The organism is Pseudomonas sp. SbOxS1, from assembly GCF_013416725.1.
Classification (GTDB): domain Bacteria; phylum Pseudomonadota; class Gammaproteobacteria; order Pseudomonadales; family Pseudomonadaceae; genus Aquipseudomonas.
Genome location: NZ_JAAVXC010000002.1, coordinates 54,039 through 78,893 on the forward strand (window position 1 = coordinate 54,039; position 24,855 = coordinate 78,893).

At 60.4% G+C, this 24,855-nt stretch carries 22 protein-coding genes; 11 read left to right on the forward strand and 11 right to left on the reverse strand.

Annotated elements, in window-relative coordinates; all coding sequences use genetic code 11:
- Positions 1-173: 173 nt before the first annotated feature.
- Positions 174-818, reverse strand: coding sequence for a ribosome biogenesis GTP-binding protein YihA/YsxC (gene yihA / locus HFK74_RS01170; RefSeq protein WP_008064701.1), 645 nt, complete (start codon positions 816-818; stop codon positions 174-176).
- Positions 819-1,009: 191 nt separating this feature from the next.
- Here yihA and HFK74_RS01175 point away from each other — a divergent pair, with 191 nt between their 5' ends.
- From HFK74_RS01175 to HFK74_RS01205, 7 genes are all read left to right on the forward strand, one after another.
- Positions 1,010-1,300, forward strand: coding sequence for a cytochrome c5 family protein (locus HFK74_RS01175; RefSeq protein WP_180202023.1), 291 nt, complete (start codon positions 1,010-1,012; stop codon positions 1,298-1,300).
- Between the two features lie 43 nt (positions 1,301-1,343).
- Entirely contained in the window at positions 1,344-1,973 is a 630-nt protein-coding gene (locus HFK74_RS01180) for a cytochrome c (protein WP_008064698.1), read from the forward strand.
- Positions 1,974-2,173: 200 nt separating this feature from the next.
- Positions 2,174-2,815 carry a thiol:disulfide interchange protein DsbA/DsbL gene (locus HFK74_RS01185; protein ID WP_180202024.1) on the forward strand — a complete coding sequence of 214 codons (642 nt, stop codon included), beginning with the start codon at positions 2,174-2,176 and terminating at the stop codon, positions 2,813-2,815.
- A 12-nt stretch (positions 2,816-2,827) separates the two neighbouring features.
- The gene (locus HFK74_RS01190) at positions 2,828-3,703 is read left to right on the forward strand and encodes an endonuclease/exonuclease/phosphatase family protein (protein WP_180202025.1); all 876 of its coding nucleotides are present in this window, start codon (positions 2,828-2,830) and stop codon (positions 3,701-3,703) included.
- Positions 3,704-5,695 (forward strand): diguanylate cyclase, encoded by a 1,992-nt coding sequence (locus HFK74_RS01195; RefSeq protein WP_180202026.1) that lies wholly within the window; start codon positions 3,704-3,706, stop codon positions 5,693-5,695. It abuts the gene before it with no gap.
- Between the two features lie 105 nt (positions 5,696-5,800).
- Positions 5,801-6,580: an N-acetylmuramoyl-L-alanine amidase gene (locus HFK74_RS01200; RefSeq protein WP_180202027.1), complete on the forward strand. Its 780-nt coding sequence runs from the start codon at positions 5,801-5,803 to the stop codon at positions 6,578-6,580.
- 75 nt (positions 6,581-6,655) lie between these two features.
- Positions 6,656-8,269, forward strand: a complete 1,614-nt coding sequence (locus HFK74_RS01205; RefSeq protein WP_180202028.1) for an EAL domain-containing protein — start codon at positions 6,656-6,658, stop codon at positions 8,267-8,269.
- A 6-nt stretch (positions 8,270-8,275) separates the two neighbouring features.
- Here HFK74_RS01205 and HFK74_RS01210 read toward each other — a convergent pair whose 3' ends face one another.
- A complete protein-coding gene (locus HFK74_RS01210) occupies positions 8,276-10,060 on the reverse strand; it encodes a KinB sensor domain-containing domain (protein WP_180202029.1) in 1,785 nt (594 codons plus the stop codon).
- Positions 10,061-10,070: 10 nt separating this feature from the next.
- The gene (gene algB / locus HFK74_RS01215; protein ID WP_180202030.1) at positions 10,071-11,417 is read right to left on the reverse strand and encodes a sigma-54-dependent response regulator transcription factor AlgB; all 1,347 of its coding nucleotides are present in this window, start codon (positions 11,415-11,417) and stop codon (positions 10,071-10,073) included.
- A gap of 431 nt (positions 11,418-11,848) precedes the next feature.
- Between algB and HFK74_RS01220 the strand changes: the two genes are divergently transcribed.
- From HFK74_RS01220 to HFK74_RS01235, 4 genes are all read left to right on the forward strand, one after another.
- A complete protein-coding gene (locus tag HFK74_RS01220) occupies positions 11,849-12,136 on the forward strand; it encodes a hypothetical protein (protein ID WP_180202031.1) in 288 nt (95 codons plus the stop codon).
- A 71-nt stretch (positions 12,137-12,207) separates the two neighbouring features.
- Positions 12,208-12,372, forward strand: a complete 165-nt coding sequence (locus tag HFK74_RS01225) for a DUF1328 domain-containing protein (RefSeq protein WP_003177151.1) — start codon at positions 12,208-12,210, stop codon at positions 12,370-12,372.
- 739 nt (positions 12,373-13,111) lie between these two features.
- Complete coding sequence (gltP, locus tag HFK74_RS01230; RefSeq protein ID WP_180202032.1) at positions 13,112-14,443, forward strand: glutamate/aspartate:proton symporter GltP; 1,332 nt, start codon at positions 13,112-13,114, stop codon at positions 14,441-14,443.
- A 216-nt stretch (positions 14,444-14,659) separates the two neighbouring features.
- Positions 14,660-15,889 (forward strand): nucleoside recognition domain-containing protein, encoded by a 1,230-nt coding sequence (locus tag HFK74_RS01235; protein WP_008064687.1) that lies wholly within the window; start codon positions 14,660-14,662, stop codon positions 15,887-15,889.
- A 118-nt stretch (positions 15,890-16,007) separates the two neighbouring features.
- Here HFK74_RS01235 and HFK74_RS01240 read toward each other — a convergent pair whose 3' ends face one another.
- The 8 genes from HFK74_RS01240 to HFK74_RS01275 all read right to left on the reverse strand — a co-directional run bounded on the left by HFK74_RS01240 (position 16,008) and on the right by HFK74_RS01275 (position 24,852).
- Complete coding sequence (locus HFK74_RS01240) at positions 16,008-16,634, reverse strand: ABC-type transport auxiliary lipoprotein family protein (protein WP_180202033.1); 627 nt, start codon at positions 16,632-16,634, stop codon at positions 16,008-16,010.
- Positions 16,631-17,569: an MlaD family protein gene (locus HFK74_RS01245; RefSeq protein ID WP_180202034.1), complete on the reverse strand. Its 939-nt coding sequence runs from the start codon at positions 17,567-17,569 to the stop codon at positions 16,631-16,633. Before HFK74_RS01245 ends, HFK74_RS01240 begins: the two co-directional genes overlap by 4 nt.
- 1 nt (position 17,570) lies before the next feature.
- The gene (locus HFK74_RS01250) at positions 17,571-18,374 is read right to left on the reverse strand and encodes an ABC transporter ATP-binding protein (protein WP_008064682.1); all 804 of its coding nucleotides are present in this window, start codon (positions 18,372-18,374) and stop codon (positions 17,571-17,573) included.
- Positions 18,371-19,519: an ABC transporter permease gene (locus HFK74_RS01255; protein WP_180202035.1), complete on the reverse strand. Its 1,149-nt coding sequence runs from the start codon at positions 19,517-19,519 to the stop codon at positions 18,371-18,373. Before HFK74_RS01255 ends, HFK74_RS01250 begins: the two co-directional genes overlap by 4 nt.
- A 54-nt stretch (positions 19,520-19,573) precedes the next feature.
- Positions 19,574-20,602, reverse strand: a complete 1,029-nt coding sequence (locus HFK74_RS01260; protein WP_180202036.1) for a DUF5924 family protein — start codon at positions 20,600-20,602, stop codon at positions 19,574-19,576.
- A gap of 65 nt (positions 20,603-20,667) precedes the next feature.
- Entirely contained in the window at positions 20,668-22,044 is a 1,377-nt protein-coding gene (locus tag HFK74_RS01265; RefSeq protein WP_180202037.1) for a pitrilysin family protein, read from the reverse strand.
- A gap of 166 nt (positions 22,045-22,210) precedes the next feature.
- Positions 22,211-23,869 (reverse strand): Na/Pi cotransporter family protein, encoded by a 1,659-nt coding sequence (locus HFK74_RS01270; protein ID WP_180202038.1) that lies wholly within the window; start codon positions 23,867-23,869, stop codon positions 22,211-22,213.
- Between the two features lie 215 nt (positions 23,870-24,084).
- Positions 24,085-24,852: a TerC family protein gene (locus HFK74_RS01275; protein ID WP_180202039.1), complete on the reverse strand. Its 768-nt coding sequence runs from the start codon at positions 24,850-24,852 to the stop codon at positions 24,085-24,087.
- Positions 24,853-24,855: the final 3 nt, after the last annotated feature.

Here is a 24,855-nt window from a genome sequence, read left to right on the forward strand (position 1 = left end):
CTATGTTGTGTTAAGTGTTGGCAGATATCTGGACCCCGCCCTAGCGGTCTAGAACTTGAACCCCGGAACTTCCCCCTCCCCATAGAAGTCCGGGGTTTTTTTTGCCTGGAAAAAACTGGCTGATGCGATCATGCCGCGCTGGCCTGACCGCTCCCCAGACAGTTTTTTCACACTTATACAGTTACTTCGTCAGCGCCCTTGTCCGCCAGTTCCATCCAGCCTGCCAATACAGTGTAGGCGTCTTCCAGGCCCATGCGTTTCGGGGCGGAAAACAACTGGATCGTCACGGCATCGCCCCAACCCTTGCGAATTTCCGACTGCACCTTGAGCAGCGTGTTCTTGGCCGCGCCGTAGGTCAGCTTGTCCGCCTTGGTCAGCAAAATGTGCATCGGCATGCCGGCTGCGACAGCCCAATCGAGCATCAACAGGTCGAAGTCGGTCATCGGGTGACGGATGTCCATCATCAGGATCAGACCCTTCAAACTCTCGCGACCACCCAGATACGCTTCCAGGTGACGCTGCCAGTGTTGCTTGAGCGGGATCGGTACTTTTGCATAACCGTAGCCCGGCAGGTCGACCAGACGGCGTTCATCGTCTAGCTTGAAGAAGTTCAACAGTTGCGTGCGCCCCGGCGTTTTCGAGGTGCGCGCCAGGCTGGCATGGGTCAGGGTGTTCAGAGCACTGGACTTGCCGGCGTTGGAACGACCGGCGAAGGCGACTTCGAAGCCCTCGTCATCCGGACATTGGTCGACTTTGGCGGCGCTGAGCATGAAGGTGGACTGTTGGCACAGACCGAGGATGGGATTCTTGAGTTGCATGGGATTTCCGATGTGGGCGGCGCCAGGAATGGGCGCGGCAAGCAGTGTCGCTTCCGTTTCAGTGACGCCAGTATATAATGCCGCAGATTTTGTGTGCGCTTTGTCCCGACGCAGGATGAAGTTCACGAGAGCGAAAGACCTTGATTGCGCACTAGAACGCAGATCGCTCTCAACCCTGAAAAGGTCGTTTTATGACGAAATGGCTGCTAGTTGCCGGAATCTTGATGCCGCTTTACAGCGCTCAGGCTACACAGGATCCGGAAACTGTGTACAACCGTGTTTGTGGTGCCTGTCATTCCGGCCAACTACCCATGGCGCCCCGCAAGGGCGATCAGGAAGCTTGGAAGCCGAGGTTGGCGAAAGGTATGGAGACGCTGGTGCAACACGTGACCCAGGGTTTCAAGGCGATGCCGCCGCGTGGTTTGTGCATGGACTGCAGTGCCGAGGATTACCAAGCCATCATCCACTGGATGAGCGAGTAAACCCGGTCCATAACTTAACCCTTAGCCGTAGTTGGATTAGCTGATGAACAAATTGATCGTGAGTCTGCTGTTGACCGTGGGGATCTCCGGCATTGCCCATGCTGCAGGTGAGCCAGTCAAACCTGGTGACGCCGCCGCAGGCCAGGCAAAAGCCGCCGTGTGTGGCGCCTGTCATGGCCCGGATGGCAACAGCATGGCGCCTAACTTTCCAAAACTGGCAGGGCAAGGTGAACGTTACCTGACCAAGCAGCTGCACGACATCAAGTCGGGCAAGCGCACCGTTCTGGAAATGACTGGCCTGCTGACCAACCTGAGCGACCAGGATCTGGCGGACATCGCCGCCTACTTCGCCAGCCAGAAGGGCAGCGTCGGCGCCGCCGACCCGAAAGTCGTGGCTCGCGGTGAAGCACTGTTCCGCGGTGGCGACCTGGCCAAGGGCCTGCCATCGTGCACCGGCTGCCACTCGCCAAATGGCGCGGGCAACGCAGCCGCCGGCTTCCCGCACCTGGGTGGCCAGCACGCTCAATATATCGCCAAGCAACTGACCGATTTCCGCAAGGAAGAAGGTGGTCGGGCCAACGACGGCGACACCAAACCAATGCAGAGCATTGCCAAAAAGCTGAGCGACGAAGACATCGCCGCAGTGTCCAGCTACATCCAGGGCCTGCACTAAGACCGATCCATCGGGCGTTGCGCAGGGCATAGAACCCTTGCAACGTTAACGCTCGATTAATCCGTCACAGCAAGTATAAAAAGGGTGGCTTTGGCCGCCCTTTTTTGTGGCCGCTGCCGTTACACTACAGAACTCAGGCCCGCCATGACCTGTCTGAAATCAGGTCCCGCGAGGCGAAAAAATTTGTCCAGGAGTAAAGCATGCGTAATCTGATCATCAGCGCCGTTTTTGCCGCTGCCAGCCTGTTCGGCATGACTGCCCAAGCCGCTGAAGCCCCCGCTGCACCTTATGTCGAGCTGAGCAATCCGGTGCCGGTCGCCGTACCTGGCAAGATCGAAGTGGTGGAGCTGTTCTGGTACGGTTGCCCGCACTGCTACGCCTTCGAACCCGTAATCAACCCATGGGTTGAAAAGCTGCCTTCCGACGTGAACTTCGTGCGTATTCCGGCCATGTTCGGCGGCCCATGGGATGCACATGGCCAGATGTTCCTGACCCTCGAAGCCATGGGCGTCGAGCACAAGGTCCACGCTGCAGTGTTCGAAGCCATCCAGAAAGAACACAAGAAGCTGACCGACAAGAATGATATGGCGGACTTCCTGGCCACCCAGGGTGTCGACAAGGACAAGTTCCTGGCTACGTTTGACTCCTTCGCCATCAAGGGCCAGATCACCAAGGCTCGCGAACTGGCGAAAAAATATGAAATCTCCGGTGTTCCGACCATGATCGTCAACGGCAAGTATCGTTTTGACGTGGGTTCTGCTGGCGGTGCCGAACAAGCCCTGCAACTGGCCGACAAACTGGTCGACCAGGAGCGAGCGGCAAACAAGGCTGCCGCCAACTAAGAGGCGCCTGCCATGCGCCGCTGGGGAACCGAACGCATCGTTGGCCTGCATGATCCGCGGGTCAACGAGCATCACCTGGAATCGACAGGCCTGCCCGAAGACAGCCGTCTGCGCTTGCTCAGCTTCAATATCCAGGTCGGTATCAGCACCGAGCGGTATCGGCATTACCTGACCCGGGGCTGGCAACATCTGTTGCCGCACACCGGGCGTGCCGACAATCTGCAAAAAATCGGCAACCTGCTGGGCGACTTCGACCTGGTCGCCCTCCAGGAAGCCGATGGCGGCAGCCTGCGTTCAGGCTACGTCAACCAGGTCGAACACCTGGCCCAGCTCGGCGCCTTTCCCTACTGGTATCAACAACTCAATCGCAATCTCGGTCGCCTGGGCCAGCACAGCAACGGTGTGCTCAGTCGCCTGCGGCCGTGGGCGATCGAGGATCATCCACTGCCAGGGCCGAAGGGTCGTGGAGCGATCCTGGTGCGCTTCGGCGAAGGCCCGGAGGCGCTGGTGGTGGTCATGATGCACCTGGCACTGGGCGCCCGTGCCCGCAGCCTGCAACTGGCTTACATCCGCGAGGTCATCGGCGGTTATAAACACCAGGTGCTGATGGGCGACATGAACACCCACGCCAGTGACCTGCTGCAACACTCTCCATTGCGCGACCTTGGGCTTCTGGCCCCGCAAATGGAAGCGACGTTCCCCAGCTGGCGCCCACAGCGCTGCCTGGACCATATTCTGTTGAGCCCGAGCCTGACCCTTGAAAAGGTCGAGGTGCTGGCACAACCCATTTCCGATCACCTGCCGGTCGCGGTAGAGATTCGTCTGCCGGGTTCGCTCACGGCCGATGCATTGCCCGCGTTGAGTCCTGCCCCCCCGCGGATCCCATGAATGAGCGACGACGCACAGCGCTGGAAAGAGAAGTACCTGCAAAGCATCGAACAACAGGAAAAACTCGAACGACGCTGGGATGCCCGGCTCGACCTGTTGCGCCGGGGTCTGGTGCGCAGCACGCTGGCAGCCGAAGGCACCGACCGAGTCGTTGACCAATGCATGAAGGAGATGCGCGAAGTCGTGCGCACCGACGACATGGACGCCGGTCTCGCCGCCCTGCTGCCACGCCTTGAAAAAGCCGTACTCGACTCCGAGCAGCGACGGGAAACACGGATCAACCAGACCAGCGCCGCGCTCACCGCCCTGGTCACGCAGCTGCAAACATTGCCGCTGCCCCGGGAAGTCAGTCGCCCCCTCAAGCACTTCGCCAAGCAACTGGACAGTCGCGTCAGCCAGGCGCGCGAGATCCCGTTGCTGCTCGGCGAGCTGAGCGGACTGCAAGGCAAAGCCCTGAGTCAGCTGGAGGGCCCGGCGGAACCTGAGCGCCCTGGGCTGTTGCAGCGGCTGTTCGGTCAGCGTGACGCCGAAGAGTCGACCACTCCCACGGGGCAAGCTCTTGTCGCGCAGACGGGCGAAACCGTTCTGGCGCCCGTGGTTGCAACCCCGCCGGTCACTGCCGACACCGTGCCGCAGTTGCTCCACGACATACCGGATGCACCCCAGCCTGCTGCTGTTACGCCAGCCCCGGAGCCACAGCAAGCGCCAGCCGGTCCTGCGCAAGTCATGGCCGAAGCCGATACGCAGCAACCCGAGATACTCTCCGCACCGGTCGGCACCTCCACGGCCCAGGCTGACCCGGCCGTCAATCCCGACGAATTGAGCCCGGTGGTGCCGCTCGACACCCTGCCGCTGCCCTCGCCCATGGCCCAGGTCCTGGCGGCCATCGATCCGCAGCAGCCCGAGCAAGACATGCTCTACGCCCTGCCCGACTCGCCCGAACCGTCCTACAGCTCGGTAGCCAAACACATCGAAGACACCTTGTTGGGCTTGCTCGACGACCTGACGGTACCCGAGCGCCATCGTCCACAAGCCGAATCAATGCGTGAACGCCTGAAAAATGGCCTGAACTGGTACGAATTGCTGCCGATTCTCGACGATCTGGCGACGTTGATGCTGGCAATCTCCGACGGTGGCCAACACGAATTCGAAGCCTATCTGCAGGGGCTCAACGAACGCCTGGAATCGTTCCAGAGCAACTTGCAGGCCGCCAGCGCCGGCCATGCCGACAGCCGATCCGCCGCCCATGCGATGGACACGCAGATTCGCGAACAGGTCGACGGCTTGCAGAGCAGCGTTAAGGAAGCAGCCGACCTGGAAGATCTCAAGCACGTGCTGGAAAACCGTCTGGAAGGTTTGCTCGGTACCATGGATCAGCACCGCCAGCAGCGCGACGAGCGCGAGCAGGAGGTGGCGGCCCGCCTGCAAGGCCTGGCCGAACGGGTTGCCCACATGGAACAGGAAGCCCAGGGCTTTCGCGAGCACCTGGAAGAGCAACGCCAGAAAGCCTTGATCGACCCGCTGACCGGCCTGCCCAACCGCGCGGCCTGGAGCGAGCGCCTGGAGCATGAGATCGGCCAATGGCAGCAACACGGCAACACGCTGATGCTGGCCATGCTCGATCTCGATCACTTCAAGCGCATCAACGATAACTACGGGCACCTGGCGGGCGACAAAGTCTTGAAAATCATTGCCAGCGTGCTGCGCAAGCGCCTGCGCAAAACGGATTTCATTGCGCGGTTTGGCGGCGAGGAATTTGTCCTGCTGATGCCGTCCACAGTCCCGGCGAACGGCATGAAACTCCTGGAGGCCCTGCGCGCCGCCATCGAAGCCTGCCCTTTTCACTTCAGGGGTGAACCGGTGACCATTACCGTCTCCATAGGCCTGGCGGCATTCAGGCCCGGCGAGCATGGCGATGCGGTGCTCAAAAGAGCCGACCAGGCGTTGTACCGGGCAAAAAATGCCGGGCGCAACCGGGTGGAACTGGGCTAAGCGCTTCGTCGCTCCATTTTGTTCAAATCGTTGCGATGACCCAACACGCACAGGACAGTACGTTACACTGTTGCATTACTGTCTCTAGCGTGTTGGCTTCCCTCCATGAAATATCTTGCTCTCATCGTGTCGCTGATCCTGCTGGCCGGCTGCGCCAGCGGTCCCCGCTACGACACCAGCCATGCTTCGGCCAATCACGACAGTCGTATTCAGTTCGTCGTGCTCCACTACACCAATGCATCGCTGGAGCGCTCGCTGCAACTGCTGACCCATGGCGAAGTCAGCAGCCACTACCTGATCGGCGACGACAAGAAGGCGACCATCTACAAGCTGATGGATGAAAACCTGCGGGCCTGGCACGCCGGGGAAAGCCAATGGCAAGGCCGGACCTGGATGAACTCCAGTTCCATCGGCATCGAAATCGTCAATCCGGGCTTCAAGGACACGCCGACCGGGCGCCTGTGGTACCCCTATTCCGAAGCGCAGGTCGAGTCCCTGATCGTGCTGCTCAAGGACATCAGCCGGCGCTACGCGATCAGCCCTCGCAGCATTGTCGGCCATAGCGACATCGCGCCCTTGCGCAAGCTTGATCCGGGCCCCCTGTTTCCCTGGAAGCGCCTGGCTGAACAAGGGATCGGAATATGGCCGAACGAGCAAGCCGTAGCCCGCCAGCAAGCCTGGTTCGAAACACAGCTGCCGAGCATCAGTTGGTTCCAGGCGCAACTGGCACGCGTCGGTTATGAGACGCCGCAAACCGGCGAACTGGACGTCGCTACCCGCCATGTACTGGCAGCCTTCCAGATGCATTTCCGCCCGTCGCGTTTTGACGGTACGCCGGACGCACAAACGGCAGCGCTGCTTCAGGTTTTAAATCAGACAAAATAATGACGATCGCCCGACGGTCAGCGCGTTTCTCAAATAGCAGCTATAACTCATTGGTAATCCGTCGGATATTCCATAATGACTGTTGCTCGAGAGACACTTCGCAGCTGGTTCTATCGCCCTTGGTTCCTGGCGATGCTGGCTGCTGTCTTGAGCGCGACGTTGATGATGGCCGGCAGCTACTTTGTCGCCGTGCACCAGGTTGAGCAAAACGAAAGCTGGGAAATGAACGCCCAGGGTGAACGTTTTCTCGCTCGGCTGGAGCAACTGTTCGGGCAGTTACGCGAAAGCCTTGATGACCTCGAAGCCCAACCGTTGCGTAGCTGCGATGACGACATGATCGCGACCCTGCAGCAGGTCAGCTTCAATTATCGCTTCGTCTATGAGGCGGCCTACATGGACGCCTCGCGAATCTGTTCCAACCGTCCGCGCCAGGAAGGCTTGTCCCTGATACGCCCACCGGACATCCAGGGCCCCACCTACAGTTACTGGCTGAACACCACCACCGAGCCCGATGAAAACCGAGCCGCGCTGATGCTCGGACGCGGCAATTTCCGGGTCGCGACCTCTCGCGGTCATTTGACCGACATGGTCGACCTTTCGCCGGGAAGCAGCCTGCTGGTGGTCCTTGACCATGGCACCCGGGCGATTCCGGTACTGGGCGTTGCGCAAGCCTGGCCACCGACCGGCCATTGGCCACCAAAAACCCGCGATGCGCTGCAAGTCACCCAGACCAAGTTGATTTACCGCATGCCCACCGACAACCCGGAATACCAGTTGGTGCTGATCAGCCCGCGCAGCGGCACCCATATACCGCCCGTGTGGTGGTGGTTGCTGCCCGCCTGCCTGCTATTGGCACTGTGCGTGGGCTTCCTGGTGTTTTTGCTGGTGCGCCAGCGCCAGTCACTGGACGCGGAGCTGACGGGCGCCATCCGCCGAGGTGAGTTGCAGGTGCTGTATCAGCCGATCTTCGACCTCGACAGCCGCAATTGCGTCGGGGCTGAGGCCTTGCTGCGCTGGCGACGGCCGGATGGCACCCTGACCAGTCCCGACCTGTTCATCCCGATGGCCGAGAACACCGGGCAGATCCGCCAGATGACCGACTTTGTCCTGCAGCGCCTGCTTGAGCAGCTGGGGCAACTGCTGCGGGCCAATCCGCAGCTGTACATCTCGGTCAACCTGGCGGCCTGCGATGTCATGGTCCCGCGGATCGGCCAAGTGATGGCTCGCCTGCTGACCCTGCACCGGGTCGCGGCCAAGCAGATTGCCTTCGAAGTCACCGAACGTGGATTGATCGATGTGGTGGTGGCCCGGGAAAACCTGCAGGCCTTGCGGGATGTCGGGCATCAGGTACTGATCGATGACTTTGGCACCGGCTACTGCAGTCTCGCCTACCTGCAAACCCTGCCGGTGGATTGCCTGAAGATCGACAAGGCTTTCATCGATGCGCTGGGTCATGACGCGGCGAGCAGCGGTGTGGCGCCACATATCATTCATATGGCCCAGTCGTTGCACTTGAAGGTGATTGCCGAGGGCATCGAGCATGAAGCCCAGGCGGCGCTCCTGAGCAGTGAGGGGGTGAGGTTCGGCCAGGGCTGGCTGTTCGCTCATGCGCTGAGTGCGGTGCAGTTCATTGAGCTGATAACCCGAGGCCGCCGACTGGCCGGTCGACGCCTGGACGACGAAGCGTAAAAGCGCTTACACCGTCAACGTCATATAGAACTGAGTCCCCTGCCCCGGTCGCGAGTAGACGCCCATGCGTCCACCATGCAACTGCACGATTTCCTTGCACAGCGCCAGACCGAGCCCGGCCCCGCCTTTCTTGCGGCCGACCTGGACGAAGGGCTCGAAGATTCGGCCCTGCTGCCCATAGGCAATGCCTTCACCGTTGTCTTCGACGCTGATGATGACCCTTTCCCCATGGCGCCGGGCCTGCAAGCGTATCAGTCCGCCGGTGGCGGTATGGCGCAGCGCGTTATCGATCAGATTGTCGAGCACCCGGTCCAGTTGCGGCTGATCGGCTTGCAGCCGTGGCAAGGGTCCCTGGACTTCCACCAACAGCTCGACCCCCTTCTCCTGTGCGCCGTCAGTGAAACGAATCTGCGCCTGCTCCAGCAAATCCTCGATGGAGCACGGCGCCAGGGTGAGTTTCTGCAAGCCGTTCTGGTAGCGGGAGAAATTCAGCAAGTCGTTGATCAGCTGCATCAGTCGCTGCATTTCTTCGTTTACCGTGTCCAGCAGGTCCGCTTCCCGGGATTCTGGCGGGAAATGCGCGCGCTCGCGAAACAGGCCAAATGCCATGTGCATGCCGGTAACGGGCGTGCGCAGCTCATGGGAGGCGCGCAAGACGAACTCGCTACGCACCCGTTCGAAGGCACGCTGTTCAGTCACATCGTGCAGCACCATCACCGCACCGAGGATATGCCCCTGGGTATGAATGACCGGCGTCAGGCTATACGTCAGCAACCGCGCCTCGCCATCGACCTCGATACTCAGGTCATCCGGCATACGCTCCAGCGTACCGCCACGCAGTACCAGCTGCAGTTGCTCATCGAGTTCAGGGTGCTCCAGCGCCTCACCCAAGCCTCGCCCGAGCCGATCGGTGTCCCAACCCAGCTGGCGCTGCGCTACAGGGTTGAGGTGTTCCAGATGCCCCTGGCGGTCGATCATCAGCAAGCCATCGTCGATGCCGTCGAGCACCGCCTGCAAACGCTGCTGTCCCGCCAGCAGCTCATCGACGTTGGTGGCCTGATGTTCGCGTAGCGCCTCGGCCATGATCCCGAATCGCCGGGTCAGCTGATTCAGCTCCACGGCCGAGGACACCGGCAGCGTGACGTCGAAATTTCCCTGGCCAATATTATCCGCCGCCTGCGCGAGGGCCTCGATGGGCTCACCGAAACGCCGGGCGATGGCGTGGGCGGTGATAAAGCCGATGACCAGCACCGCCAGCCCGACCAAGCCAAGCAGCCCGGCAATCAGCAGCGCACGCTCGCGGGCCTTGCGTTCGACGGTGCTGATGTCATCCAGCGCTCGCTTGTGTTCGGCAATCAAGCCATTGCGCAATAGATTGAATTTTTCGGTCAGCTCATCGTTGCCGCTGAGCACGCGCTTCGGATCAGCGGACACTTCATACGCACCAATAAAGCTCAAATAGTCAGCCTTGGCCTTTTTGAAACCCTGGTTTTCACCCGGTGGCTCCTGGGCGATACCCTCCTCCAGCAGCTCCAGGGAACGCTGCCTGGACGCTTCGAAGGCCGCGGGATCATTTTTTTCGCTGAGCATGATGAGCAACTGATCGCCCAGCGTCTGCCGCAACTTGAGCCCCAGGTCCAGGGTGACGAAGTTATTGCGCACCAGCGCTTCCTGGCTCCCGGCCATCTGCAACACACTGACAAGGCCGAGCAGCAGCCCAAGCAGTGCGACGGTGATCAGCGCAGAAATGCTGAGGAACAGCCGGGTCTGCAACTTCATCGCCAGTTTCATCGACGCGAACTCACAGGTTGTACTGCTTGCGCTTGCGATACAGCGTCGACGCGTCGATCCCCAACGTCTTGGCAGCTTGATCCAGGGTACCCGCGGTGGCGAGGACAGCACCGATATGGGCCTTTTCCAGCTCATCCAGGCTTAACGGGGCACCAATACGCGGGGCGTTATTGATCGGGGATTCGGCCATGCCCAGGTGGCTGATCTCAACCCGTTCCTGCGGGCAAATGATGCTCGCACGCTCCACCACGTTGCGCAGTTCGCGAATGTTCCCGGGCCAGCGGTAACCCAGCAGCGCCTCACGGGCTTCCTCACTGAAACCCCGCGCCGGACGCGCGTATTCCTTGACGAAGCGGGCCAGGAACCGGTCAGCGAGGTTGAGAATGTCTTCCCGGCGCTCGCGCAGTGGCGGCAGGTGCAGCGTAATGACATTGAGGCGATATAGCAGGTCCTCGCGGAAACGGCCGTCGCGGACCATGTCTTCGAGGTTCTGGTTGGTGGCCGCCAGAATGCGCACATCGGCCCGACGGGTGACCGGGTCACCCACCCGCTCGTACTCTTTGTCTTGAATGAAACGCAGTAACTTTGGTTGCAAAACTAATGGAAAATCGCCGATCTCGTCGAGAAACAAGGTCCCGCCATCGGCCTGATTGACGCGCCCCAGGGTACTTTCACTGGCGCCGGTAAATGCACCCCGGCTGTGACCGAACAGCTCGCTTTCCATGAGTTCGGCCGTCAGCGACGGGCAGTTGATGGTGATACAGGACTTTTTCGAGCGCTTGCTCCAGCCATGAATCGCCTGGGATAACTCGCCTTTACCGGTGCCAGACTCGCCAAGGATCAGGATGTTGGCATCGGTGCTGGCCACCTGGCGGGCAGTCTCGAGCACGACCTTCATCGCCGGGCTGTGGGAGTCCAGGCCGTCCTTGGGTTTACGGACCTCACCTTCCAGCGCCTCCAGGCGTGCCGACAATTGCCGCACTTCCAGCTGTTTGGCCGTTGCCAGGCGCAACTGATCGGGGCTGCACGGTTTGACCAGATAGTCGGCGGCACCCGCCTGGATCGCATCCACGGCAGTGTCTACGGCCGAATGCGCAGTGACGATCACCACGCGCATCCATGGGGCCTGGATGCGCATCTGTGCCAGAACGTCCAGGCCGTTGTCCTCTCCGAGGCGCAAATCCAGGAAGCACAGGTCGAAAACCTGGCGTTGCAGCAAGGCTTCCGCCTGCGCAGCGCTGTTGGCGGTCGCCACGCTGTAGCCTTCATCTTCAAGGCAATAGCGGAAGGTTCGCAGGATGGCAGATTCATCATCCACCAGAAGAATGCGGCCTTGATGCTCAGTGGCGGATTCCATTTTCCTACGCTCCTTAATGAATGATCTTGGTTAGTCCCGGAAAAATCGGGCAAGTTGCATGGTTTATTCTGATCCATTCCTGCCTTAGCAGGGTAGCTAACTCCTGTTCCCTCGCCGCAGCGCCCGCAATTGCGCTTTCTGGAAAGAAAGCCCTTATCAGAGATGCCTTGCGTCCATTTCTGACAGCCGCACCCTCCTCTCAATTCAAAAATATTGCGATGTCTTTGCGCGGAGTCGTGCATTACGCACGACTGCACGAGGGCTCATCGTGCAGGATGCGTCGGGGCACATTCGCACCACAAGCTTAACTATTTGTTTTTAAACGATTTTTTTAAGAAAAAAAGCTGGCATGCCGGCTGCAATAACCTGATTAACGCAGGGCAACAACAAATGCCCTCAACCCAATTCCCCAGCGTGGGAGGAGCTTCAGGATGAATCGCCAACGTGCCGCCCAATTGCATCTCTCGCCACTGCATGTTCAGCAAGGCCTGTTTGCGGTGCTTGCACTGGTGATCACCTTGATCGCCAGTCAACAGTTTCTTCTGTGGGAACAGAGCCAGCAGCCAGAAGCCCCGCGCGTTTCGTTCGAGCGTCCGACCCAAACCCAATTCAGCGCGGCAGGCAGCGGTTTGGTAGATACCACCCCGATGCGAATGATGGACGTCGACCAGGCGCAGTCGGCCGATGAGATGTCCCGTCAGGAACGCTGGGTGTTCTAAGCACATCGACTTGGTGCGCTCGCCGCGCCGGGAAAGCAACACCTCTAAATAGAAGCGTAAGGAGAATCACCATGTTGAGCTGGGCAATCACATTCTTGATTATTGCCATCATTGCTGCAGTACTGGGCTTCGGTGGTATCGCGGGCACCGCCACGGGTATCGCCAAGATTCTCTTTGTCGTGTTCCTGGTGATGTTCATTGCTTCCTTCTTCTTTGGCCGTCGCGGCCGAGGATGAACATGAGCGTTTTAAAGACACTGGCAGCCGCCCTGCTACCGGGCGGTCCTGCCATGGCAAGCGAAGTTCCACAGTGGTACTGAATTGAAGACGCGAAAGAGGCGCATCGCTTCTTTCCCATTGCGCCACCCGAGGAAGGCAGGCGCATGACCAAGGGGTCGGGACGTTTTGCCTGTTTCAGGGGCGGAGTGACCTACGGGTACAGGGAGTGCCTGCGCAAGGGCCGGGTCAGGAAAGCTGCCACGCAAGTTCGCCGGCCAACCATGGCTCGACGGGCTTGCGTAGGGCTTGAAGCTCGAAGCGCCAGTGAGAAATAGTCTCTCCGGGCTTCATAAGTGACCGTACATCGAGAAAAATCGCCTGTCTTTTGCGCTCAACTCTCCGTGCGCATCTCGCGATTTTCCGTCATTTTGACACCCTTCCCCGCTGATCAAAAAACATTCAACCTGCCCTGTGATGGCCGGTTCACGGCACTTATGCCTGCTAATATGTCGTATTCGAACCGGTTGGGACGCGCGTTTCACTCAAAAAACCTCATGCCGATTCGGCATAGGGTAGGCGTTTACGGCATTAGACGTCGCTTCCTTGCATCGGAATAGTTGCGCCTTTTTTCGCCTGCCAGAGAGCCATTAACAAGCGCTCCGGGGCTCCTTATACGGGGACAGTTGCACTGACATTTTCGCCACAAGCGAAGCCGCTCATGCAGCTGTCCGAGTCAAACTGAAGTAAGGGTAAAGATATGAAGAAGGCAAAGCTTAGCCTCGCCTGGCAGATCCTCATCGGTCTGGTATTGGGGATTGCAATCGGTGCGCTGCTCAACCATTTCAGTGCCGAAAAAGCCTGGTGGATCAGCAACGTCCTGCAACCGGCAGGCGATATCTTTATCCGTCTGATCAAGATGATCGTGATCCCGATCGTCATCTCTTCCCTGATCGTCGGCATTGCGGGCGTCGGTGACGCCAAGAAACTTGGCCGCATTGGCCTCAAGACCATCATTTACTTCGAGATCGTCACCACCATCGCCATCGTGGTCGGTCTGCTGCTGGCCAACCTGTTCCATCCAGGTGCCGGCATCGACATGAGCACCCTGGGTACTGTGGACATTTCCAAGTACCAAGCCACGGCGGCCGAGGTTCAGCATGAACACGCATTCATCGAAACCATCCTCAACCTGATCCCGTCGAATATCTTCGCGGCCATGGCCCGCGGCGAAATGCTGCCGATCATCTTCTTCTCCGTGCTGTTCGGTCTCGGTTTGTCGAGCTTGCAGGCGGACTTGCGCGAGCCGCTGGTGAAGATGTTCCAGGGCGTATCGGAAAGCATGTTCAAGGTCACCCACATGATCATGAACTACGCGCCGATCGGCGTGTTCGCACTGATCGCGGTGACCGTGGCCAACTTCGGCTTCGCGTCCCTGCTGCCACTGGCAAAACTGGTGATCCTGGTTTACTTCGCCATCGCCTTCTTCGCCTTTGTGGTGTTGGGCCTGATCGCTCGCCTGTTCGGCTTTTCGGTGCTCAAGCTGATGCGCATCTTCAAGGATGAACTGGTGCTGGCCTACTCCACCGCCTCCTCCGAAACCGTGCTGCCACGTGTGATCGAGAAGATGGAAGCCTACGGCGCGCCAAAAGCCGTCTGCAGCTTCGTGGTGCCGACCGGTTACTCGTTCAACCTGGACGGTTCGACCCTGTACCAGAGCATCGCAGCCATCTTCATTGCCCAGCTGTACGGTATCGACCTGTCGATCAGCCAGCAATTGCTGCTGGTACTGACCCTGATGGTCACCTCCAAAGGCATCGCTGGCGTTCCGGGCGTGTCCTTCGTGGTGCTGCTGGCCACCCTGGGCAGCGTCGGCATCCCGCTCGAAGGCCTGGCATTCATCGCCGGTGTCGACCGTGTGATGGATATGGCGCGTACCGCTCTGAACGTGATCGGCAACGCCCTGGCCGTACTGGTCATCTCTCGTTGGGAAGGCATGTACGACGACGCCAAGGGCCAGCGCTACTGGAACTCCCTGCCGCACTGGCGCAGCAAGGAAAAGCTGCCGGCAGGTGAAACCACCAGCAACTGATAGCTGAACCCTGTGGTGGCTTTTCTGTGGGAGCCAGCCTGCTGGCGATAGCGGTATACCAAACAACAGAGATGTTGAATGTGCCGGCCTCATCGCCAGCAGGCTGGCTCCCACAGTGATCCGAGCCAGCCCTACCAACAAACCCCGGAGAAATCCGGGGTTTGTCGTTTCTGGCCACCCCGCTATCATTCGCGCATCTTTTGGGGGATTTGACTGATGCTTAATGGCCTGTGGCTTGGCTTCTTCATCGTGGCTGCCGTGTCGGCGCTGGCGCAATGGCTGATCGGCGGCAACGCCGGGATCTTCGCGGCGATGGTGGAGAGCATCTTCGCCATGGCCAAGTTGTCGGTCGAGGTCATGGTCCTGCTGTTTGGCACCCTCACCCTGTGGCTGGGCTTTCTGCGGATCGCCGAGAAGGCCGGGATCGTCGAATGGCTGGCCAAGGCCCTGGGGCCGCTGTTTTTGCGCCTGATGCCGGAAGTCCCGGCCGGCCACCCCGCCATCGGCCTCATTACCCTGAACTTCGCCGCCAACGGCCTGGGCCTGGACAATGCCGCCACGCCCATCGGCCTCAAGGCCATGAAGGCCCTGCAGGAGCTCAACCCCAGCGATACGATCGCCAGTAACGCGCAGATCCTGTTCCTGGTGCTCAACGCCTCCTCCCTGACCCTGCTGCCGGTGACGATCTTCATGTACCGCGCCCAGCAAGGCGCGCCCGACCCGACGCTGGTGTTCCTGCCGATCCTGCTCGCCACCAGTTGCTCGACCATCGTCGGCTTCCTGGCCGTGGCCTTCATGCAACGTCTGCGCGTCTGGGACCCGGTGGTGCTGGCCTACATGATTCCCGGTGCCTTGATCCTGGGTGGTTTCATGGCGTTGCTGGCAACGCTTTCTGCCACCGCATTAGCCAGTTTGTCGTCGATCCTCGGCAATCTGACGCTATTCGGAATAATCATGCTGTTCCTGGTGATCGGCGCGTTGCGCAAAGTGAAGGTCTACGAGGCGTTCGTCGAAGGCGCCAAAGAAGGCTTCGACGTGGCGAAGAACCTGCTGCCGTACCTGGTGGCGATGCTCTGCGCCGTGGGCGTATTGCGGGCTTCCGGCGCCCTGGATTTCGGCCTGGACGGGATTCGTCACCTGGTGGAATGGGCCGGTTGGGACACGCGTTTTGTCGATGCGCTGCCGACTGCGATGGTCAAGCCGTTCTCCGGCAGCGCCGCCCGGGCGATGTTGATTGAAACGATGAAAACCTCGGGTGTGGACAGCTTCCCGGCGCTGGTGGCGGCGACGATTCAGGGCAGTACCGAAACCACGTTCTATGTGCTGGCGGTGTACTTCGGTGCGGTGGGTATCCAGCGAGCTCGGCATGCGGTGGGGTGTGCGTTGCTGGCTGAGTTGGCGGGTGTATTGGGCGCCATTGGCGTCTGCTACTGGTTCTTCGGCTAACCGAGAATCCTGTGGGAGCGAGCCTGCTCGCGAAAGCGGTGTGTCAGCCAACATCAATGTTGAATGACAGGACGCCATCGCGAGCAGGCTCGCTCCCACATTTGGTCCTGTGCAGGGCTTATGATCTCGGTGGTGGCGCGACTTTCTGCCCTTGCTCCACCGCCCAAGCCACAACCTGCGCCGTCAGTTGATCGCTGGCCTGGCCGAACCCCGCCACCACCGCCGGCACCTTCACATCGCTCAACGGCAGGCGCACCTCAAAGCGGCGACTGGCAAGGATCCGCTGGTCATAACCGCGCACCAACAGGGCATCCAGGCGCACGACCACGCTGGCGGCGGCGCCTTGGTACTCCGTCTGAAACGCCTGCAAACTGCCACCCAGCTCCAGATCCGCCTGGAAATTGCTGTCATCGGTACTGAGCAGTGTCACCCGGCCATCACGCTGGAAACCATCGAGCAGGCGATTGCGCACCAGCACCGGCGCCGGATCGCTCCAGCGTGCGCCCTTGTAGTTGCTGATCACATCGCCCTGGGGAATGACGGCGATGTTCGGGCTGTTCAACGCCTCGCTGGCCTGGGGTTTGTTCAGGCGCAACGACCAGCGCTGCGGCGTGGCGTGAGCAGGCGCCACGCTGCTGTGCGCCGAGGGCAATCGATAAAGGTCGAAGGGTTCGGTCTTGGGCAGGATCGAGCACGAGCTGATCAGGGTGAAGCTGGCGAGGAGGGCGAGGCGGGTCAGCTTCATGGGGTGAATTCCTTGCTCTTGTCACTGCCCAGCAGATAGCCGCTGGGGTTGGATTCCAGGCGTTGAGAAATGGCGCGCAACGAGGTGAGGGTTTCACGCAATTCACGCACCGCCGGGGCCAGGCCATTGAGCCCCTGCATGCCGCTGTTGAGCGAATCCTGATTGGTGGTCAGCAGTTTGTTGATCGTCGCGGTGCTCTGCTCCAGCGACTTCATGGCCTGTTCGGCGCTGCCGAACATCTGTTTGCCCTTATCATTGAGCAAGCCATTGGCGTTGCGCATCAACGCCGACGTCTGTTCCATCATGGTGCTGGCCTGCTTGCCGACCGAGGAAAGTTGCTGCATGGCCTGTCGAATGTCGCCGCGCTGGTCGGCAATGACCCCGGTGGTTTGCTCCAGATGCTCCAGGGTCTTGCTGATGCGCTCGATGTTTTCCGTGGAAAACATCAGGTTGGCGTTCTGCATCAACGTATTCACCCCGGCCATCAGGTCGTTGCTGTCATTGAGCAATCGGGCGATGGGCGAAGGCGAGGCGACGATGGTCGGCAGTTTGCCGTCCTTACCCTTGAGTTTCGGGCTTTGGGGCGTACCGCCGCTGAGCTGGATGATCGATGTCCCGGTAACCCCGGTCAGCGCCAGCTTGGCCTGGGTGTCTTCCTTGATCGGGGTATCGCCGCCCAGACGGATCCGCGCCAGCACCCGGCGCGGGTCTTGCGGGTCCAGGCGCAGCGACACCACGTCGCCGACCTTGATCCCGCTGTACTGCACCGAACTGCCCTTGGACAGGCCGCTGACCGCCTCGTTGAACACGACCTCGTAGTCCTTGAACTCGGTGTCGACGCTGGACTTGGCCAGCCACAGGCCGAAGAGCAGGGCGCCTGTCACCACAATCACGGTGAACAGGCCGATCAATACATGATGGGCTCGGGTTTCCATGTCAGACCTCGTTGAGCTGTTGAGCGGCCGTCAGCGCCGCGCGGCCGCGAGGGCCATGGAAGTATTCGTGAATCCACGCGTCGTCGGTTTCCGAGACGACATCAATGGCATCGGCCACCAGCACTTTCTTCTGCGCCAGCACCGCCACGCGGTCGGTGATGGTGTAGAGGGTGTCGAGGTCGTGGGTCACCAGGAACACGCTCAGGCCCAGGGCATCACGCAGGGTCAGGATCAGTTGATCGAAAGCGGCGGCACCGATCGGATCGAGACCGGCGGTGGGCTCGTCGAGAAACAGGATGTCCGGGTCCAGCGCCAGGGCCCGTGCCAGTGCCGCACGCTTGATCATGCCGCCGGACAGGGAAGCGGGGTATTTGTCCGCCGCCGACAGCGGCAAGCCGGCCAAGGCCAGTTTCACCGCCGCCAGGTGCTCGGCATCGTCACGGCTCAAACCGGCGTGTTCGATCAGGGGCAGGGCGACGTTCTCGGTCACGGTCAACGAAGAGAACAGGGCGCCTTTCTGGAACAACACACCGAAGCGCCGTTCAATCAGGGACCGTTCGTGCTCGGGCAGGGTCGGCAGGTTCTTACCGAAGACTTTCACCTCGCCCTCGCTGGGCTGGCGCAAACCGACAATGCTGCGCAGCAGCACTGATTTACCGCTACCGGAACCGCCGACCACGGCCAGGATCTCGCCCTTGTACAGATCCAGGTCGAGGTTCTCGTGCACGCTCTGGCTGCCGAAACGATTGCACAGGCCACGGACTTCGATCACCGCCTCGGCGGGCGCTCGGGGTAAACGACTCACCAGCTCATCTCCATGAAAAACAGCGCGGCTACGGCGTCGAGCACGATTACCACGAAAATCGACTGCACCACGCTGGAGGTGGTGTGGGCACCGACAGACTCGGCGCTGCCGCTGACCTTGAAGCCTTCCAGGCAACCGATTGCGGCAATCAGAAACGCGAAGATCGGCGCTTTGACGATCCCCACCAGAAAATGCTGGACGCCGATGTCCGATTGCAGGAGCGACAGGAACATCGCCGGCGAAATATCCAGCGATACCGCGCAGACGACGCCGCCACCGATGATCCCCGAGACCATCGCCAGAAAGGTCAGCATCGGCAATGCCACCAGCAAAGCCAGGACCCGCGGCACCACCAGCAACTCGATGGGGTCGAGGCCCAGGGTGCGGATGGCATCGATTTCCTCGTTGGCCTTCATCGAACCGATCTGCGCGGTGAACGCACTGGCGGTGCGCCCGGCCATCAAAATCGCCGTCAGCAGCACGCCGAATTCGCGCAGGAAGGCAAAAGCCACCAGGTCCACCGTAAACACGCTGGCACCGAACGTGGTCAGCACCGTCGCCCCGAGAAAGGCCACCACGGCACCCACCAGAAAGGTCAGCAGGGCAACGATGGGCGCGGCGTCGAGGCCAGTCTGTTCAATGTGCGCCACCATCGGCGTGATGCGCCAGCGACTGGGACGAAACAGCCCCCGAACGATGGTTTCCAGAATCAGGCCGACGAACCCCAGCAGCTGCAGGGTGTCCTGCCAGACCGTGTCCACCGCGCGGCCAATGCGGGTCAGCAATTGAATGCCGACACTGATTTCCGGCTCCTTGAGCGGCACGCAGAAATCCGTCAGTGACTGGTAGACGGTCTGCAACAACGCGCGGTCGGCGGAGGAGAGGGTGCAATCGGGATGTTCGGCGGATCGGCCCAGGCGCTCGGAGCCCAGCAGCTCCACCAACAGCGAAGCGCCAGCGGTATCAAGGGCGCCGAGGCCATTGAGATCGATGTGGGTGCTGTCGTCGTATTGGCCTTCGAGCTTTTCGCTCAGGTGCTTGAGGTCGGCGTAATGGGCAAGCGTCCAGTCTCCCGTCACCCGAATCTGCGGCGGGGAGTGCGAGGTGTCCAATTGGGCATTGCCGGCCACTGTGCTGCTGGTCATAAGCTCCGTGCTTTTTCGGCTATTACGCAGAGCTATGTAATATCACGAACTGACTCACTTTTCTTTGACCGGTGTGCTGTCTGCCACCTTGAAGCGCAACACGCCGATCAATTGGCCGTCTTCGGTCAACACCCGCACCTGCCATTTTCCGGCCGGGTTGCCAGGGAAGTTCTGCTTGTGAGTCCAGGCCCGGTAGCCTTCCTTGCGCCCACCGTGAATATCCAGAGGGATGCGATCGACCTCTTTGCCGTTGAATTGCCAGACGTGATAAATCCGCTCATCCAGCCCGCGTGGCGCGTTGATCGCCGTGTAGGCATAGAGGCCGCCGCCGCGAATCTGCTCGGCGCTGACTTCTTCGAGGCTGGCGCCGGGGGTGCGGTCCTGCATCTGGGTGCTGATGGCCACGTCGGTCATCCACAGGGTCGCTGGCGGCACCCACGAACGCAGCACCCAACCGACACCGCCGATACCCACGGTAATACTCAGGATCGCCAGGGCGTTGCGCACGGTACGAATCGGAAAGATCGACGCCAGGCTGGGGAACGACAACAGCACGGCGATGCCCAGTGCCCATTTGAAGCTCTGCGAGGTGGTCAGGTGCATGATGACCGGCAATGCGGTGAGCAGGGCGGCGAACAGGGTCAGGGTGTGCAACGCCAGGAACGCCCAGCGCCGGGGCGCCAGCCACTTGTAGTAGAGCGGGTCGATGATGGAAATCAGCGCCGCGATACCCAACAGCCCGGTGAAGAACAACTGGCCGCTGTTCCACGTCGTGGTGATGAAAAAGAAGGGCAGGACGAAGAACAGGCTTTCCTGGTGAATCATCTGCGTCGCATAACGCAGCAGTGGCTGGGGGATTTCCCGCTTGAAGATTCGGGTGAACAGCTTGGTCAGGCTGTTTTCCAGCATCAGCCAGACCCAGCTGATCAGCATGATGGTGGTGATCCAGCTCGCCAGGCCCTGCTGGCGATCCACCAGGATGAAGCTGCCGATCCCGGAGATGAAACCGCCGAGCGCAATGACCCCGGGGTAGCGCTTCATCAGTTCGAGGATGCGCTGGACGATAAGGGTCAGGGTCGGCATTCGGCGGTTCACAGTAGTCGTAGGAAAAATCCCTGACAGGTTACCGCCTCATCCGCGAAAAGTGCTTACTTTCTGCGATGAAAACGCCATGCCGCCAGGCTCAACAGCAACAATCCTGACACCCCGGCAATGGCCCACATCAACTGGTCATAACTCACCAACGGCTTTTCGATCCGCACATAGCCCGGTTGCAGGAGCAGTTCGCGCATGGCCTTGTTCGCTTGCGCCAGCGTGACCGCCTGCAATTCCTTGACCGGGCTGGCGAAACGGCCGTTTTCGTAGTCTCCCAAGGCACTCCAGTAGTAGTCGGCCAGTGCGCTGTTGCCTTGCACCGCCCAGGCCTGGCGAGCGATGGCGGCCTGTTTGAGGCGGTTGAAGGTCTCGGCATTGAGACCGTCCTTGAGCAAACCGGCCTTCAGTTCATCCAGCACCTCTTGCGCTTCGGCCACGTCGTCGCGCTCAAGGTCGGCATTCAGGCTCATGAAGCCAACGCCGCCAAACACCTCGCGCTCGGCCCAGGGGCCATAGGACAGGCTGTGTGCCAGGCGCAGCTGGCGATAGAGTGCCCAGTCCAGATAGTCCTTGAGCAGGTCGAAGGTTTCGTCGTGTTGACTGTCCAGCACGGGCTCCGGTACCAGCCAGTGCAGCTTGGCCCCGCCACCGACGAAGCCGCGAATCAGGCTGCGCTCGTGGGCAGCGCTGGCCTGGATTTGTGGCAGGGGCGGGTGCTCTGTCGGGTCGATGGGGGTCAGCGCGCCATAAGCCCGATCCAGATAGGCCGGCAGTAACCGGTCGAGGTCGCCGACGACGATCAGCGTCATGTTGTTGGGCGCGTACCAGCCCTTGCGCACGTTCTCCAGCTGTTCGCGGGTCAGGTGATCGACTTCCGCGCGCTCAGGGCATTTGAGGCCCAGCTCCACGGCCAGTTGCTTGCTGGCGGTATTGCCCAGGTCCTGGCGATCCAGCCAGCGTTGCAGGTGCGTGTAGTGGCCGCCGTCTTCACGCTCGACCACTTGCTTGGCGGCGTGGATGGCATCGTCGTCGAAATGGGTCTGCGTCAGTAGCGCCAGCAGCAGGTCGAGCACCTTGCGCTGGTTTTTCGCCGGGGCTTCGATCACGAAGGTGGTGTCGGCGTTGCTGGTGAAAGCGTTCCACTCGCCACCCAGCGCCTGCATGCGCTCCTCCAGGCCGCCTTCACCGCTGGCGTCGATGCCGCTGAACAGCAAGTGTTCAAGCAGGTGCGGCAGTTCTTTATCGGCGCAACCGAAGTCATCCAGGCCGACGCCAACCACCAGACGAATCGCCACATGGCCGCGTTCGGTTCCAGGCTTGAGCAACATCTGCAAACCGTTGCGCAGGGTGTAGCCTTCGACCTGGAAGCGATCCAGGGCAAACGAGGGGAGTGAGCCAAGCAACAGACAGGCGAACAACAGACAACGCATAACGAGCTTCCCGGCAATCAATCGGAGATCCGTTTCGCATTCCAGGCAGCCATCGCGAGCAGGCTCGCTCCCACAGAGGGTTCTCAAATCAACTGTGGGAGCGAGCCTGCTCGCGATGATTTTGAACCCGAAACCAATGTTACTGACTAACCACCGTGCCAGACGTTCAAGGCGAATGTGTGATGTCCGCCAAATCGTCGACCGCCAGTGCCCCGGTGTCAGACGTTTCCAATACCACGTAGGCACTGCTGCAAAACAGTGAATTCAGACGCTTCATATCGGCAATCAACTCCAGGTGCAGCGAACTGGTCTCGATACTTTGCACGATCTTACGTTGCAAACGGCTGACATGGGCGTGGGCCAGGCGGCGTTCCTGTGCGCGAAAGCGACGTTTCTCACGCAGCAACTGACGGGCACTTTCCTTGTCGCCACTGAGAAATACCGACAAACCCAGGCGCAGGTTGGAGATCAACTGGCTGTGCAGCCCGGCCAACTCCTCCAGCCCCACTTCGGAAAACGACCGGCGCTGGGAAGTTTTCTGCTGCTGGACTTTGCGCAGCATGCGTTCGATCAAGTCACTGGCGAGTTTGAGGTTGATCGCCAGCTCGATGATTTCCGCCCAGCGCCGGCTGTCCTGGTCACTGAGGTCTTCCCGGGGCATTTGCGCCAGATACAGCTTGATTGCACTGTAGAGCGCCTCGACGTCATCGGTCAGACGCCGCATCTCCTGGGTCACGGCAGTTTGCTTGCCGTGCAGCACGTCGAGCATGGCCTCCAGCATGTTGTCGATCAGATCGCCCATGCGCAGGGTTTCCCGGGCCGCGTTGGCCAACGCCAGGCTTGGCGTGACCAAGGCGGTCGGGTCAAGGTGCCGGGGTTTGGCCATGCCGTTGGTTTGCGGGCGCTCGGGCAATATCCACGCACAGAACCTGGCCATCGGTCCGACACTGGGCAGCAGGACCAGGCAACGCGCCGTGTTGTAGAGCAGGTGGAAGCCGATGACCATTTCCTGGGGGCTGAAGTCGAGGCTGTCGATCCAGTGCACCAAGGGGTCGAGCACCGGAATGATCAGCAACAGGCCGATCATCTTGTACAACAGGCTGCCCAACGCCACCTGGCGGCCGGCGGCGTTCTGCATGCTGGTGCTGAGGAACGCGAGAATGCCACTGCCGATGTTGGCACCGATCACCAGGCCGATGGCCACTGGCAGGCTGATCACGTTGGCGCCGGCGAGGGTCGCGGTCAGCAGGACCGCCGCCAGGCTGGAGTAGGAAATCATCGCGAACAACGCGCCGACCAGGGCGTCGAGCAAAATGTCGCCGGTCAGCGAGGCGAAAATCACTTTCACCCCTTGGGCGTGGGTGATCGGCGCAGCCGCTTCGACAATCAGTTGCAGCGCCAGAATGATCAACCCCAAGCCGATACTGACCCGGCCCATTTGCCCGAGCCGCGTCTGTTTGCGCGACAGGAAGAAGATCACCCCGAGAAAAATCAGCAGTGGCGAGAGCCATGACAGATCGAAAGTCAGCACCCGTGCCATCAATGCCGTACCGACATCGGCCCCGAGCATCGTTGCCAGGGCGGGGGTCAGCGCCATCAGGCCCTGGCCGACAAACGAGGTGACGAGCATCGCCGTGGCGTTACTGCTCTGGACCATCGCGGTCACGACGATCCCCGAGATGAACGCCAGCCAGCGCTTGGACATGTTCTGGCCGATGACGTGGCGCAGGTTGGAACCGTAGACCCGCAAGATGCCGGTTCGGACGATGTGCGTGCCCCAGATCAGCAAGGCCACGGCTGAAAGAAGATTGAGCAGGGTGAGCATACAGGCCCCCTGTGGTGGTAGCGCCCCAAAGGGGCAAGTTGACGGTGCCGCGCGACGTTCTACGTTCTGTACTTAAGCTGTAGTTGGCTAACGGTCTGGGCGCCAGCATCGCATAGCTTAAGAAGCGATTGAAATGAAACTGTCACGAAAACAGTTTGATGCAGATAAAGAAAAAGGGACCCGAAGGCCCCTTTTTGTTCAGCAAAGCATTCGGGTTACTGCCCCGGAATGTCCTTGCGCAGTTTTACCGGGTCTTGCTGCTTTTTCTTTCTCGCAATCGCGGTGCGCATCTTGATGTTGATCGCTTCCACCGCCAACGAGAACGCCATGGCGAAGTAGACGTAGCCTTTTGGTACGTGCACATCGAAGGCTTCGGCAATCAGCACCATACCGACGATCAGCAGGAACGCCAGCGCCAGCATCTTCAACGAAGGGTGCTTGTCGATGAACGCGCTGATCGTGCCCGAGGCCAGCATCATCACCAGTACCGCCACGACAATCGCTGCCACCATGACCGGTACGTGGGAGACCATGCCGACGGCGGTGATCACCGAGTCCAGGGAGAACACGATGTCGATGATCGCGATCTGGATGATGGTGTAGAGGAAGTTGCCGCCCTTCATCGAAGGCTCGTCATCGGTTTCGTCTTCACCTTCCAGCGCGTGGTACATCTCTTGCGAGCTCTTCCACAGCAGGAACAGGCCACCGAAGAACAGGATCAGGTCACGCCCGGAGATACCCTGGCCGAACACTTCGAACAGGTCGGCGGTGAGACGCATGACCCAGGTGATCGACAACAGCAACAGAATCCGCGTGACCATGGCCAGCGCCAGGCCGAAAATCCGGGTGCGCTGTTGCATGTGCTTGGGCATGCGGCTGACCAGGATCGAAATCATGATGATGTTATCGATACCCAGGACGATTTCCAGGGCGGTCAGGGTAAAGAAGGCAACCCAGATTTCAGGGTTGGTCAGCCATTCCATGTG